Origin of the sequence: Pedobacter sp. GR22-6 (assembly GCF_037402555.1) — a bacterium.
Taxonomy (GTDB): domain Bacteria; phylum Bacteroidota; class Bacteroidia; order Sphingobacteriales; family Sphingobacteriaceae; genus Pedobacter.
Genome location: NZ_JBBEUC010000003.1, coordinates 140,895 through 154,717 on the forward strand (window position 1 = coordinate 140,895; position 13,823 = coordinate 154,717).

The following is a 13,823-nucleotide window of genomic DNA, read 5'->3' on the forward strand; positions in this document are numbered from 1 at the left end:
AATTCTTGCTAACTTTGCAGAATGTCGAATTCAGAAACAGCTAATCCGGCCGGACTAGCGGCCAGATTTGTTAATTATACTTCCAGACACATCTTCCTGACAGGAAAGGCCGGTACCGGTAAGACCACTTTTTTGAGGAACTTAATCGAGCTTACCCATAAGAAAGCTGTGATTGCTGCGCCGACAGGTATTGCTGCGATCAATGCTTCGGGGGTAACGATTCATTCCCTGTTTCAATTGCCTTTTGGTACTTATCTGCCTAAAGCACCGGCTGCGGATGGCGACCATTACGACCAGCAGTACAATACACCGAGGTCTGTGATCCGGAATATGAGCATGACTGCCGCCAAGCGGAAGGTGCTCATGGACATGGAGCTGCTGATCGTAGATGAAGTGAGTATGCTCCGCGCAGACCTGCTGGATGCGATCGATATGGTACTGCGCTATGTTCGGAAAAACAATGCCGGTTTTGGTGGAGTACAAGTGTTGTTTATTGGCGATCTGCACCAGTTGCCACCCGTAGTAAAATCCAATGAATGGAATCTGCTAGGTCAGTATTATAAAAGCATCTATTTCTTTGATGCCCTGGCCTTGCAAAATGATCCTCCGGTGTACATCGAACTGGAGAAGATCTACAGGCAGGCGGACGGTGTATTTATTGATCTGCTGAATAACCTGCGGAACAATCAGGTAACTGCGGCAGACATGGAATTGCTCCGCAAATATTATAAGGCAGATTTTAAGCCTTCTCTGGAAGATAAATACATCACCTTAACGACCCATAACAGTAAGGCGGACACGATCAATAAAGAAAGACTGGAAGCCTTAAAAGCAGGTTCGCAGAACTACAGGGCTAAAATAGAGGATGAGTTCAGTGAATTTTCGTATCCGGCTGAATACCAATTGGAGTTGAAGGTCGGTGCGCAGGTGATGTTCATTAAGAATGATGCTACAGGAGAGCAGCGCTACTTTAATGGAAAGATCGCAACGGTGACCGAGTTAAAACCCGATGCGATTGAAGTATTGACTGAAGGAAACAATGAAAAAATCACGGTAGAGAAATACAAGTGGGAGAATATCCGCTACAGCACGGATAAAGTGACAGGTGAGATCAAAGAAGAACTGATCGGAACTTTTACCCAATATCCGCTGAAACTGGCCTGGGCCATTACGGTACACAAAAGTCAGGGGCTTACCTTTGATAAGGCAATTATCGATATTGGCAATGCCTTTGCGCCCGGACAAATCTATGTTGCTTTATCGAGGCTCCGCTCCCTCGACGGTCTGATCCTCACTTCGCAGATTTCGGGGACAGGCATCAGGCAGGACCAGAATGTATCCTTCTTTTCTAAGAATAAACAGGAGGTCGCGGAACTGGAAGCCAGGATCCAGGCAGAGAGTGAAACGTTTTTAAGGAGTTATCTCCTACAATGTTTTGATCTTACGCCATTGGACAATTATGTGTATGAGCATGTACATTCCTATACCAAAGACATCAACAAATCGGCGAAGCAGAAACACGTAAAATGGGCAGGGCAATTATTGAAAGATTTGTCGGAATTAAAAGCACATGCCAGTAAATTTCTGGGGCAGATCCAGCGTTTGTACCAGGACCGTAGTGCCGAGGGGCAGAAGGTCTTATTGGATCGTGCTACGGCTGCCGAACAGTACTTTAAGCCACTGCTCCATGGTTTCTCCAAAAGCATTTTTGAACGGATGGAATTGGTAAAACAGGATAAGCAGGTGCTGGCTTACCTAACGGAACTCCTGGAGATGGAGGCGCTTTTTTACGAGCAGGTGAAGAAGATCAGCAAGGCAACGGCATTGCTGAGGGCGATCATTAATGGTGAAGAATTTACGAAGAAAGATGTCAGTGGCCTGCTCAATCAGGCACAGCGCGCGGCACAGATGGAGCAAGTATATGCGATGTCTGGTAAACTGGATTTCACGGACAAGAAAGGAAAAGGAAGCAAAGCGAAGGCACCAAAAGATAAAGATGCGAAACCTGATACCAAGGAACTGTCGCTAGAATTGTTTCAGGATGGAAAGTCCATATCGGAAATTGCTGCTGAACGTAAGATGGCGGTAGGTACGATCGAGGGGCACCTGGCGCATTATGTTGCTTTGCAGGAGATTGATGCCGCCGATATACTCGGGGCGAAAAAACTGGAGAAAATTTTACAGGCCATAAAGGTTTTGCAGACGATGAATATGACACCGATCCGGTCTCACCTGGGAAATAAGTTCAGCTTTGGTGAAATCAAAATTGGTGTGGCAGCCCACCTGGCGGACAGAGAATAAGCGATTTAGAAATTTATCTCGCCCTCGAATACCTGCTCGGCTGGTCCGCAAAGGAATACGTTAGTAAATCTTTGTCCGTCGTAATCGAAAATGATTTTGAGATCGCCGCCAAGTACTTTAACGGGTGTCTGAATGTGTCCGGTTTGGTTATGGTGTTTGGCCATAGACAACGCAACCGCAGTAACTCCAGTTCCGCAGGCATAGGTTTCATCTTCCACACCCCGTTCAAAAGTGCGTACAAAAAGATGATCAGCTTGCTCTTCCACAAAATTGACATTGATGCCTTTCTCCTGATACGTGCTGTTGTTCCTTATGGCTTTGCCCTCCTGGTAGACGTCGAAATCTTTCAGGTCAGCTTGCTGAGCTACGTAATGAGGTGAGCCTGTATTCAGCACATAAGCCTCGCCGTCCCTGCTGATGCTATCAATGTCGATCATTTGGAGCTCTACCCAATTGCCTTCTGCTGAAATTTTGGCATAGTGCGGTCCGTCGACTGCCAGAAAGTTAGTTTCTTTGTCGATGATACCGAGGTGTTTGGCAAAAGCTACGATACAGCGACCACCGTTGCCGCACATGCTACCTGGTCGACCGTCTGCATTGAAGTACAGCATTTCAAAATCGTAATCCGCATGGCTGGTTAAAAACATCAATCCATCCGCACCGATGCCAAAACGCCTGTCACAAAGCTGTTTTACCCTATCGTAATCAATATTTGCGATTGGGCTCCTTCTGTGATCAATCAGGATAAAGTCGTTTCCTGCACCCTGGTATTTATAGAAATGTGTACGTAACTGGCTCATTTAACATTTTTTAACAGTATTCATGACTTAATACAGATGCAAATATCGTTGATATGGTATTAAATTTGACTAAGTCATTGAAAAGAAAATAACTGTAGTTGTAAAAATGAGACTCGCATGAGTTTCTAAATGTTAACGAATTAAAACAATATATAAATGAAAAGAATAGGATTAATGGTGGCGGCAGCATTTATAGGGGGTGCAGCTGCAATTGGTGGCTACAAATTATTAGAGCCAAAAAATGACAGTTTATCGTTCCAGGAGCAACAAAACGTATTGTTTGCAAGCAATCCGAAAATTGCCTCTACAGGAGCAGTTGATTTTGTAGAGGCTGCGGCGGCTGTTTCGCCTGCGGTAGTTCACATTAAAACTTCGTATACCGGAGGCGGTGGCTCAGCAGATAAAAGTGGTTCTCCTTTCGATATGTTCGAGGATTTCTTTGGTGGCGGTGGCAGAAGGATGCAGCGTGCTCCGAGGGCAGCTTCAGGTTCAGGAGTAATCCTGACACCGGATGGATACATTGTAACCAATAATCACGTGGTGGACAATGCGGATAAAATTGAAGTCGTTTTATCAGACAGGCGTAAAGTGAGCGCTAAGGTGATCGGTAAAGATCCAAATACGGATCTGGCCCTGATCAAAGTAGAAGCCACTAACCTTCCGATCGTGAAAATGGGTAACTCTGATAATGTGCAGATTGGTGAGTGGGTACTGGCAGTCGGTTTCCCTTTAGATTTGCAGACTACTGTAACGGCTGGTATCGTGAGTGCTAAGGCCCGTAACATCGGAATCCTGGCAAGGAATTCACAGCCTACTGAAGAGGAGTATGAAGAATACCAGAGAACAGGGAAAATGCCGACTAACAATAGTATCGAGTCTTATATCCAGACTGATGCGGCCATCAATCCTGGAAACAGTGGCGGTGCATTGGTAAATGCCAATGGTGAATTGGTGGGCATCAATGCTGCAATTGCTTCACAGACCGGTACCAATGTAGGTTATGGTTTTGCGATCCCGGTGAACCTGGCTAAAAAAATCCTGGATGATTTCAGGAAATACGGAGCGGTGAAACGTGGATATATTGGTGTTACTTTCGCGGCCTTAGATGCTGATCAGGCAGAGAAACTAAATGTTAAAGACATCACCGGTCTGTATGTGACCGATGTGATCCCTGGAAGTGGAGCTGCTGCTGCTGGTCTGCAAAAAGGCGACATCATCAAAAAAGTAGAAGGAGCAACCATTTATGATTCACCTGATCTTCAGGAGAAAATCGGACGTTTGAGTCCTGGCGACAGGGTGCAGTTGACTTACCTGAGAGATGGTCAGTTGAAAAACACCAGTGTAACCTTGAAAGGTGAAAACAGTGTTTCAGGCAATAAACCAGAACTTGCCAGTGCCGGCGGTACCAAAGTAGAAAAACTAGGCGCTTCATTTGCACCAGCACCAGCAGCTTTGAAAAGCAGATATGGTGTGAGCGGAGGGGTAATTGTAACCAATGTGGAGCCTGGTAAAGCTTTTGAGTCCTTCCCGAATGCTAAAGGTTTGCTGATTACCTCAGTAAACGGCAAAGCGGTGAACAGTGCTAAAGATGTAGAGGCAGCACTTGCCAATTCAAGAGCTGGGATCAGTACGATTACTGGCGTGACCTCCAGAGGTAAGTTTACTTATAGCATCGACTAAATTAAGAGAGATTCTAATTCTTGCAGGGCAGTGATGATTTTATCACTGCCCTGTCTGTTTATGGAGTTCGGCTATCCCATTGGAGAAGTGTCTTAGAACGTTTCTAAATAGCTTATTTGTTGGTTTTTTATGCAAAGGGTTCAGGAATTAATTCTTTTATTAAATACTTTTGCATGACAAAACTAAAATAGATATAAATGGCTAGTTTCGGAAACGCGTTTTCCTCTTCAATAGGAAAAAAATTGATCATGGGCATTACAGGCCTTTTTTTGATTTCATTTTTGGTAGTACACTGCTTTCTCAACTCGTTGATCTTTGTAAATGATGGCGGTTTGACTTTTAATATGGGCGCGCATTTTATGGCGACCAACTGGATCATCAGGGCAATGGAGGTTGTTTTGTTTGCAGGACTTTTGCTACACATCGTTCAGGGCTTCAGGTTGGTGTTTCAAAACCAGGCAGCGAGACCGGTTAAATATGCGGTGACTGCAGGATCGGCAAACAGCAAATGGTATTCCCGTTCCATGGGCTTACTGGGAACTTTGCTGCTGATCTTCCTGATCGTACACATTTCTAAATTCTGGGTAATCTCCAGGTTTACAGGAATCCCTACGCTGGATGCAAATGGTCACGACGATATGTTCATCATCATGGTGGAAACTTTTAAGAACCCATTGATTGTTGTACTGTATGTACTGGCAATGGTATCCCTGGCTTATCACTTGCTTCACGGATTTGCTTCTGCTTTTCAGACATTAGGCTGGAACCATAAGAAATATACACCGATCATCAAAGCCGTGGGCGTATGGTATTCCATTCTCATTTCTTTGATCTTTGCTGCAATGCCTGTAGCCATGTACCTGGGTCTAATTCAATAATTTTAGCACAAAAGATATGTCAGATTTTAATTCAAATATACCAGAAGGCGAATTAACCGGTAAATGGACGAAGTTTAAGTCTTCTGTGCCTTTGGTGAACCCATCTAACAAAAGAACCATAGAGGTGATCATTGTAGGCTCTGGTCTGGCGGGTGCTTCGGCAGCTGCTACTTTAGCTGAAATGGGTTATAAAGTGAAATGTTTCTGCTTCCAGGATTCTCCAAGAAGGGCGCACTCGATTGCAGCCCAGGGTGGTATCAATGCAGCTAAGAACTATCAGAATGACGGTGACAGTGTTTACCGTTTGTTCTACGACACAATAAAAGGAGGTGACTACCGTGCACGTGAAGCCAACGTTCACCGTTTGGCAGAGGTCAGCGCCAACATTATAGACCAGTGTGTGGCACAAGGTGTGCCATTGGCCCGGGAATACGGCGGTCTGCTGGACAACCGTTCTTTTGGTGGTACACAGGTACAAAGAACATTTTATGCTGCCGGACAAACTGGTCAGCAATTGCTTTTAGGTGCTTATTCAGCACTGGAGCGCCAGATCGGTATGGGTAAGGTAGAGATGTTTACCCGTCACGAGATGCTTGAAGTGGTAAAGATCGACGGTAAGGCACGCGGGATCATTGCCCGTAACCTGATCACCGGAGAGATCGAACGCCATTTTGGTCATGCTGTAGTGCTGGGAACAGGTGGTTACGGAAACGTATTCTACTTGTCGACGAATGCTATGGGCAGTAACGTTACTGCTGCATGGAAAGCACATAAACAAGGTGCTTATTTTGCAAACCCTTGCTATACGCAAATTCACCCGACCTGTATCCCGGTTTCCGGTGACCACCAGAGTAAGTTGACTTTGATGTCGGAATCACTGCGTAATGACGGAAGAATCTGGGTGCCTAAGAAAAAAGACGATACCCGTAAGGCTTCTGATATCCCTGAAGAGGAAAGAGATTATTACCTGGAACGCCGTTACCCTGCTTTCGGTAACCTGGTGCCACGCGATGTGGCTTCAAGGGCAGCGAAAGAGCGTTGTGATGCGGGTTATGGTGTAGGTGCCTCCAAATTGGCGGTGTACCTGGATTTTAAAGCCAATACAGAGCGTTATGGTAAGATCGAAGCAGCAAAAGCCGGTAACCACCACGCAGACAAAGAAACCTGTATGCGTTTGGGTACAGAGGTAATTAAAGCAAAATACGGTAACTTATTTGACATGTATGCGCAGATCACCGGTGAAAACCCGTATGAGACACCAATGCGGATTTATCCTGCGGTACATTATACCATGGGTGGCCTTTGGGTAGACTATAACCTGATGACCAGTGTACCTGGTTTGTATTGTACAGGAGAGGCCAACTTCTCTGATCACGGAGCCAACCGTTTGGGTGCCTCTGCCTTGATGCAGGGATTGGCAGATGGTTATTTCGTATTGCCATATACCATCGGACAATACTTATCGAAAGAGATTTCAGTAAAAGCAATTCCGACAGATCATCCGGCCTTCGTAGAAGCGGAAGCCAGGGCAAAAGGAATTCTGGATACCCTTATCAATATTAAGGGAACAAAATCGGTAGATCATTTCCACAAGAGACTGGGACATATCATGTGGGAAAAATGTGGTATGGCACGTAATGAGAAAGGCTTGAAAGAGGCGATCGAAGAGATCCGCGCACTTCGTGCTGAATTCTGGAGCAATGTACGTGTACCGGGTGCAGTAGATGAACTCAATACAGAACTGGAGAAAGCTGGCCGTGTAGCCGATTTCATCGAGTTGGGTGAGTTGATGTGTATCGATGCATTAAACCGCAACGAAAGTTGTGGAGGTCACTTCAGGGAAGAATACCAGACAGAAGAGGGAGAAGCACTGCGTGACGATGAGAACTACGCTTACGTAGCGGCCTGGGAATTCAAAGAAGGCGTAAACTTTGAGCTGCATAAAGAGGAGCTGAAGTTTGAAAATATTAAAGTAGCACAAAGAAGTTATAAATAGGACATAATCATGAGTACAGGAAATATGAACTTGACGCTTAAAGTTTGGCGTCAGAAAAATAACAAAGACAAAGGTGCTTTGGTAGATTATAAGTTGTCTGATATTTCGCCTGATATGTCATTTCTGGAGATGTTCGATGTGCTGAACGAGCAATTGATCAACAAAGGTGATGAACCGATCGTATTTGATCACGATTGTCGTGAAGGTATCTGCGGAATGTGTTCGATGTTCATCAACGGACGTCCGCACGGACCTAAAGACCTGGTGACTACTTGTCAGCTGCACATGCGTTCTTTCAAGGATGGTGATACCATCGTGGTAGAGCCATGGAGGGCAAAAGCCTTTCCGGTAATTAAAGATTTAACAGTAGACCGTACTGCGTTTGACCGTGTTATTGCAGCAGGTGGTTTCATCTCTGTGAATACGGGTAATGCGCAGGATGCGAATAACCTGCCGATCCCTAAGATTCAGGCTGATGCGGCATTTGAGGCAGCAGCTTGTATCGGTTGCGGTGCTTGTGTAGCAACCTGTAAGAATGCTTCTGCGATGTTATTTGTATCTGCGAAGATCTCTCAGTTGGCCTTATTGCCACAGGGACAGCCTGAGCGCTACAGAAGGGTTCAGAGCATGGTTGCCCAGATGGATGCGGAAGGTTTTGGAAACTGTACGAATACCGGAGCCTGTGAGGCTGAATGTCCTAAAGGAATTTCTTTAGAGAATATTGCCCGCATGAACCGCGACTTTTATTCTGCAAAATTTGTATCTGAGGAAGATATTTAATAGATTTATACCAACGAGACAAGGGTATTACATGCAAAACGCCGGCTAATTTTAGCCGGCGTTTTGTGTTTGTGCGTTATTTAAGGGCATTAGTTTTGCCAGGTAGCCATCCGAACAATTTACTTAGACAGCGAGAAGCCGATCGGGATATTGTATTTGACACGTACAATCTTCCCATTCTGAACACCAGGTATCCATTTCGGGCTGAGCTCAAGAACTCTTATGGCCTCCTCATCTGTGCCCCCTCCAAGTTTTCTGTCCACTTTAATGTTGGAAAGACTTCCGTCGACTTCTACGATAAATGATAAAAATACCTTTCCTTGTATCTTATGCTCCAGGGCATATGCAGGATAGCGGACATTTTCACCGAGAAATTTATAGAATTTATCCATTCCGCCCTGGAAAGTCGGATGCTGCTCTAAAGTAGTGAAATCATATACTTTTTCATCATTGTTCTGCGGGGCTGTGCCGGTACGGATATTGACCTCATTTAGGGGGATAGGCTTTGCATTTCCTTTATCATCCGGTGCATATCCCATGATCACTACCTTGTCGAGTAAAGTATAGCCGTCCAGTGTGAGGGTAGCTCCCTGATCCCTGGGAAGTTTTGAAGGCTCCAGGCGGAATGATACGACAAACATGTAATTACCATCTGGTTTTGTATTGTAGTCTTTATACGCGAGCAATTTAGACATTACTTCAGCGTCACAGCCGGTACCAATTGGTTTTCCAATGATTCCCAGACCCTCAATTTCACCGTTCCGGATACTGAATTTTACCTGACTATTGCCTTCTACGCTATTCTGCATTGCTTGTAGGGGATATCTGACATATTTTCCAATGAAGCGATAGAAGTCGCTCCAGTCTGCACTGCTTGTATGTGCTGCGGCAATTTTTTTCGCTTTTGCAGCATTTGGAACGGAAACCCCGACTGCTTTAGTTACGGGAGCAATGATGGTTTTTTCTACGGTTTCTTTGACCATATCCAAAGGTATTTCATCTGCGACCTGCTGGATTTTTTCATTATTTCTAATGGTTGCAGAAGACATCAGGAGGGTAACTGCAAAAAGGGGTACAAAGAGGCCATATTTGAGTATGGCCGTTTTTGCGGAGCGTTGTTTGTGTAGCATATAAATTCTTTTTTTGATTAGTGATTTTGCATAAAAGTTATTGGTTAGTGTGCTGGGCGCAACACCAAAAGCGGTGCTCAGGAGCAGCATAGCGTACTCCTCTTTGTCGCCCTGAAATTTGGCTGCTTCTTCATCAGCGAGAAATTCATGGATGTTCTTCACCGTTTTTTTGTACAGGTAGGTTACAGGATTGAACCAGGTTATGATGCCAAGAATTTCAAAAAAGACCACGTCTAATGAATGCAGTTGACGGATGTGTATCTCCTCATGCTTGTGTATGGTCTCAAAACCGGGAAGTTGTTCGTCTACCATTTTTTTGCTAAAGAAAGAGAATGCGGTCCCTTTGCCGGCTTGTCTAAATAAGTTCCGGACGGAGAATAGCTGCAGGATAAACCGGATGCTGAAAACTGCGATCCCGATCAGGTAAATGATCACGATGAGGTTGCCCAGGCTTAATTTTTCAGTTGCGGGTTCCGCCACGGCGACCACGAGCATGTTCAACTGGTCTACACCGGTATAAACCGTCTGTGCAGCAGGTTGCGTGGTAAACCATTCAAATCGTAGAAAAGGTATGGCAAGCGACAGTGCGCCCGCTGCTACCAGGTAAATCCTGTTCAGGATGAAATAAGTTTCTTTGTCTAACAATAACTTATAGAAGCCATAAAATACAACGAGGTATATATTGACTTGAAGGATGTAATGTGCCCAACTCATTTTGGTTTAGTTTTAAGTTTGTTAATCATTTTAAGGATTTCATCAACATCACCAAGGTCCAGTTTCTCTTCTTTGACAAAGAAAGAGAACATGCTTTCTACAGAATTTTCGAAATATCCGTCGAGCAATTTTTCGGTAGCATGACGTTTATAATCTTCTTTACTGATCAGAGGATAATACTGATGTGCTTTACCAAAAGCGGTATGTCCAATGAATCCTTTAACTTCCAGAATCCGGATGATGGTGGAGACGGTGTTGTAGGCGGGTTTAGGTTCAGGTAGTAAGTCGATAACCTCCTTAACGAATCCTTTCTCTATCTGCCATACGATTTGCATGATCTGTTCCTCTGCTTTTGTCAAGTCTTTTATTTCCATGTTGTTGTTATTTTCTAATCCTCTGCCTATCAAAATACTGCGCAATATTTTTCTATAACTAAAGATTTAGTACAAACTTAAAACTAATATTTTAGTTTTCAAAATAATTGTGTCGATTTCTTTTTTTGGTAAAAAGCAAATGGCGGTTCAGACATGACCGCCACTGCTTACTATAACTAAAAACTAAACTTTATTTGCTACAGAGATTATAAAGATTTGGACAGGGGATTGCTTACCTGTATAAGCGTACCTTTTGTTGTCGAAGCTTTAGCCATTTCGTCTCGCTGAGTTCCATTGCTTTTAGTTAGCGTAAGCAATACCATGATAAATACAGGTACCAGTAACAATAAAAATGGAGATACGTTTGTTAGCTTTTTCATAATCGTTTTTTTTAAGGTATTTCTTGCTTTTAAATCTTTAGCAGCATATTGTGCTCCCTTTGATGAAACAAAGAGAATCATAATTGGAAAACTGCTAAAATCTTTTAGACCAAGGGCATGTTATTCTAGATCAACGGGCAGAAAGCGTAGTTTTGTGATTCATTGCCCAATCGGGGAATTTGGTAGAAAAAAAATGCCTGTTCGTCGAAAGTGAAGCCTCAAAAACTTTATAAACCGTTATTTTGGACTATAATTAAAAAGCATAAATGAAGAACAAAAGATCCTTTATCGTTCACCTCATCTTTTGGATGCTGACAGCGATTGTTCCGATAGTAGGATTGTTTAGCCATGACCTCTCTGCTTACGACCTCAGCATCAAGTACGGATATTTTGCGGTAATAAACCTGTCGATCTTTTACATCAACTATACCTTGCTGATCCCGCTGCTGGTTCAGGATAAAAAGAAGTACGGACTGTATATCCTTTCCATCGTCCTGGTGATCGTGATCATGGCCATCATTAAAACCTTTTTGGCTGCGGTAAACAGCGACATCATTCTGGCCCATCATATAGGCTCCTCTCAGGTGCCTTTATATGAAGAGCTGGGAAGTTTTGCCCTTCAGTCCGTTTTCACCTCCGGCTTTTTCATCGTGGTCTCTGCCTTGTTGAAATTTGCGATCGACTGGGTGGGCAACGAGAAAGTGCAAAAAGACCTGGTCAGCGAAAAAAGGGAAATGGAATTGCAGTTCCTCAAATCTCAGTTGAATCCCCATTTTTTGTTCAACTCACTGAACAACATCTATTCACTGGCTTATCAGAAGTCGGACAAGACCGCTGATGCGGTTTTAAAGCTTTCGGAGATCATGCGGTACATGATCTATGAAAGTAACGACAGCTGGGTTTCTCTAAACAAGGAGATTGACTACGTACAAAGTTTCATAGAGCTGCAAAAGCTTCGCTTTAAGGACGGCGCGGCGGTAGAGTTTACTGTTCAGGGTGAGATCGATAACCAAAGGATCGTACCGCTGATCCTGATTTCATTTGTAGAGAATGCTTTTAAGCATGGAATAGCGAATGATCCTGAAAATCCGATCAAGATCAACATCATCGCGAATCAAAAAATCCTGCATTTTAGCATTACGAATAAAAAGAACCAATACAATAAAGACGAAATGGGCGGAGTGGGCCTGAACAATGTCGAACGCAGGTTACAATTACTTTATCCCGACAGGTATAAATTAAATATTGTAAATTCGGCAACCCATTACACCAGTGAGTTAATGCTTGATATATGATAAAGTTAAAATGTATTGCGGTTGATGATGAGCCGCTAGCCCTGGATATCATCGAAGACTATGTTTCCAAAGTTCCTTTTCTGGAGTTGGTGAAGCGTACGGAAAATGCAATAGAAGCATTGCAACTGGTGCAGGCCGGGGGAATAGATATTGTCTTTCTGGACATCCAGATGCCCGAACTTACCGGCATCCAGTTCCTGAAGATTGCGAACGCTAAAGCCAATTATATCCTCACGACGGCTTACTCACAATATGCCCTGGAGAGCTACGACCTCAATGTTTCGGATTACCTGCTGAAGCCCATTGCCTTCGACCGTTTTTATAAGGCAGTAGAAAAAGTGCACAACCAGACCAAGCCGGCTGAGCCACAGCCTGCTGCACAACCCATTCCGGTTTCTGCACCTTTTTCAGCAACAGCTAATCCGATTCAGGATTTTATTTTCGTAAAAACAGAACATAAGATCCAGAAAATTGAGCTGGATGACATCTTGTATATTGAAGGGCTGAAAGATTACATTTCCATTTACACCAAGGCAGAACGCGTGATTACACTTCAGAACATGAAGAAAATGGAAGAGACTTTACCTCAGGGGCAATTTATCAGGGTTCATAAATCCTATATCATCTCCCTGGACAAGATCGAAAGTATTGAAAGAAGCCGGATTTCTATCTGTGGCAAAGTGATTCCGATAGGGGATACCTACCGGGATGAATTCTTTAAGCACATTGACAACAAAAATATTTAAGCTGTAACAGGCTGATTCAATCTAGCCCTGATGGCATGTTCTGCTTCTGCAACAACATCCTCCGGGTTTTTGCCTTTCGGTTCTATGGGTTTCAATACCGTCCAGCTCAGTTTTTCCGCTGCACTGAGCGGATAGGATCCATATTGTACCAATTTCCAGGAATTGTCTATCGCAATGGGGACGATCAGTGCATCGGGAACTACTTTGAGCAAGGTCGCGATTCCTCCCACATGGAAGGTTTTTAACTTACCGTCCTTTGACCGCGTACCTTCAGGAAAGATCATCGTAGACCAGGTGTTTTCTTTCATCCGGCGACCGAGTTTGATGATTTCAGAGATGGCTTGTTTGCTGTCTTTTCTGTCGATATTGGCACCTCCGCCATATTTCAGGTTAAACGAAATAGAGGGGATGCCTTTGGTCAGCTCTATTTTGGAGATGAACTTCACGTGATGTTTGCGTAAGAACCAGATCAGTGCAGGAATGTCATACATGCTCTGGTGATTGGCCACAAAGATGATGGGCCGATCAATGGGCAAATGCTGATCGTTATTGAAGCTGATTGAAGAAAGCAAAAAGAGGTCACAGTAGGAGAGGAAGAAGTTGAGGAGGTCTACAGATACCTTATGCGCTTTGTAGCCAAAGAACTTATAGCAGATCCATTGGATCGGCTGAAAGATTACAAGCGTCAGGAAAAAGAAAAAGTAGAATATGGGGCTAAGGATATAGCCTAAAAATTTGTGCATAACTGT

12 protein-coding genes are annotated in these 13,823 nt (G+C 44.0%); 7 read left to right on the forward strand and 5 right to left on the reverse strand.

Features of this window, described 5'->3' with window-relative positions; all coding sequences use genetic code 11:
- The first annotated feature begins 21 nt into the window (after nucleotides 1–21).
- On the forward strand, nucleotides 22–2,301 hold the full coding sequence (locus WAE59_RS14395) for a helix-turn-helix domain-containing protein (protein WP_337856677.1): 2,280 nt from the start codon (nucleotides 22–24) through the stop codon (nucleotides 2,299–2,301).
- A gap of 5 nt (nucleotides 2,302–2,306) precedes the next feature.
- Here the strand turns inward: WAE59_RS14395 and dapF are convergent, their stop codons facing one another.
- The gene (gene dapF, locus WAE59_RS14400) at nucleotides 2,307–3,101 is read right to left on the reverse strand and encodes a diaminopimelate epimerase (protein ID WP_337856678.1); all 795 of its coding nucleotides are present in this window, start codon (nucleotides 3,099–3,101) and stop codon (nucleotides 2,307–2,309) included.
- A gap of 156 nt (nucleotides 3,102–3,257) precedes the next feature.
- Between dapF and WAE59_RS14405 the strand changes: the two genes are divergently transcribed.
- From WAE59_RS14405 to WAE59_RS14420, 4 genes are all read left to right on the forward strand, one after another.
- Nucleotides 3,258–4,781: a trypsin-like peptidase domain-containing protein gene (locus WAE59_RS14405; RefSeq protein ID WP_337856679.1), complete on the forward strand. Its 1,524-nt coding sequence runs from the start codon at nucleotides 3,258–3,260 to the stop codon at nucleotides 4,779–4,781.
- Nucleotides 4,782–4,978: 197 nt separating this feature from the next.
- Entirely contained in the window at nucleotides 4,979–5,659 is a 681-nt protein-coding gene (locus WAE59_RS14410; protein WP_337856680.1) for a succinate dehydrogenase cytochrome b subunit, read from the forward strand.
- A 16-nt stretch (nucleotides 5,660–5,675) separates the two neighbouring features.
- Nucleotides 5,676–7,655 carry a fumarate reductase/succinate dehydrogenase flavoprotein subunit gene (locus tag WAE59_RS14415; protein ID WP_337856681.1) on the forward strand — a complete coding sequence of 660 codons (1,980 nt, stop codon included), beginning with the start codon at nucleotides 5,676–5,678 and terminating at the stop codon, nucleotides 7,653–7,655.
- A gap of 9 nt (nucleotides 7,656–7,664) precedes the next feature.
- Nucleotides 7,665–8,435, forward strand: coding sequence for a succinate dehydrogenase/fumarate reductase iron-sulfur subunit (locus WAE59_RS14420; protein WP_337856682.1), 771 nt, complete (start codon nucleotides 7,665–7,667; stop codon nucleotides 8,433–8,435).
- 119 nt (nucleotides 8,436–8,554) lie between these two features.
- Here WAE59_RS14420 and WAE59_RS14425 read toward each other — a convergent pair whose 3' ends face one another.
- The 3 genes from WAE59_RS14425 to WAE59_RS14435 all read right to left on the reverse strand — a co-directional run bounded on the left by WAE59_RS14425 (nucleotide 8,555) and on the right by WAE59_RS14435 (nucleotide 11,033).
- A complete protein-coding gene (locus tag WAE59_RS14425; protein WP_337856683.1) occupies nucleotides 8,555–10,279 on the reverse strand; it encodes a M56 family metallopeptidase in 1,725 nt (574 codons plus the stop codon).
- Complete coding sequence (locus tag WAE59_RS14430; RefSeq protein ID WP_337856684.1) at nucleotides 10,276–10,653, reverse strand: BlaI/MecI/CopY family transcriptional regulator; 378 nt, start codon at nucleotides 10,651–10,653, stop codon at nucleotides 10,276–10,278. Before WAE59_RS14430 ends, WAE59_RS14425 begins: the two co-directional genes overlap by 4 nt.
- Nucleotides 10,654–10,859: 206 nt before the next feature.
- On the reverse strand, nucleotides 10,860–11,033 hold the full coding sequence (locus WAE59_RS14435; RefSeq protein WP_337856685.1) for a hypothetical protein: 174 nt from the start codon (nucleotides 11,031–11,033) through the stop codon (nucleotides 10,860–10,862).
- A gap of 266 nt (nucleotides 11,034–11,299) precedes the next feature.
- Between WAE59_RS14435 and WAE59_RS14440 the strand changes: the two genes are divergently transcribed.
- Both WAE59_RS14440 and WAE59_RS14445 read left to right on the forward strand, forming a co-directional pair.
- The gene (locus WAE59_RS14440) at nucleotides 11,300–12,328 is read left to right on the forward strand and encodes a sensor histidine kinase (RefSeq protein WP_337856686.1); all 1,029 of its coding nucleotides are present in this window, start codon (nucleotides 11,300–11,302) and stop codon (nucleotides 12,326–12,328) included.
- Entirely contained in the window at nucleotides 12,325–13,074 is a 750-nt protein-coding gene (locus tag WAE59_RS14445; RefSeq protein ID WP_337856687.1) for a LytR/AlgR family response regulator transcription factor, read from the forward strand. The genes WAE59_RS14440 and WAE59_RS14445 overlap by 4 nt, the downstream gene beginning before the upstream one ends.
- Here the strand turns inward: WAE59_RS14445 and WAE59_RS14450 are convergent.
- On the reverse strand, nucleotides 13,071–13,817 hold the full coding sequence (locus WAE59_RS14450) for a lysophospholipid acyltransferase family protein (protein ID WP_337856688.1): 747 nt from the start codon (nucleotides 13,815–13,817) through the stop codon (nucleotides 13,071–13,073). The two genes, WAE59_RS14445 and WAE59_RS14450, sit on opposite strands and share 4 nt — an antisense overlap.
- Nucleotides 13,818–13,823 lie beyond the last annotated feature (6 nt).

Bases quoted from the DNA above. Each gene is read 5' to 3' on its own strand.
- WAE59_RS14395 (WP_337856677.1), top strand. From the start codon at position 22: ATGTCGAATTCAGAAACAGCTAATCCGGCCGGACTAGCGGCCAGATTT.
- dapF (WP_337856678.1), bottom strand. From the start codon at position 3,101: ATGAGCCAGTTACGTACACATTTCTATAAATACCAGGGTGCAGGAAAC.
- WAE59_RS14405 (WP_337856679.1), top strand. From the start codon at position 3,258: ATGAAAAGAATAGGATTAATGGTGGCGGCAGCATTTATAGGGGGTGCA.
- WAE59_RS14410 (WP_337856680.1), top strand. From the start codon at position 4,979: ATGGCTAGTTTCGGAAACGCGTTTTCCTCTTCAATAGGAAAAAAATTG.
- WAE59_RS14415 (WP_337856681.1), top strand. From the start codon at position 5,676: ATGTCAGATTTTAATTCAAATATACCAGAAGGCGAATTAACCGGTAAA.
- WAE59_RS14420 (WP_337856682.1), top strand. From the start codon at position 7,665: ATGAGTACAGGAAATATGAACTTGACGCTTAAAGTTTGGCGTCAGAAA.
- WAE59_RS14425 (WP_337856683.1), bottom strand. From the start codon at position 10,279: ATGAGTTGGGCACATTACATCCTTCAAGTCAATATATACCTCGTTGTA.
- WAE59_RS14430 (WP_337856684.1), bottom strand. From the start codon at position 10,653: ATGGAAATAAAAGACTTGACAAAAGCAGAGGAACAGATCATGCAAATC.
- WAE59_RS14435 (WP_337856685.1), bottom strand. From the start codon at position 11,033: ATGAAAAAGCTAACAAACGTATCTCCATTTTTATTGTTACTGGTACCT.
- WAE59_RS14440 (WP_337856686.1), top strand. From the start codon at position 11,300: ATGAAGAACAAAAGATCCTTTATCGTTCACCTCATCTTTTGGATGCTG.
- WAE59_RS14445 (WP_337856687.1), top strand. From the start codon at position 12,325: ATGATAAAGTTAAAATGTATTGCGGTTGATGATGAGCCGCTAGCCCTG.
- WAE59_RS14450 (WP_337856688.1), bottom strand. From the start codon at position 13,817: ATGCACAAATTTTTAGGCTATATCCTTAGCCCCATATTCTACTTTTTC.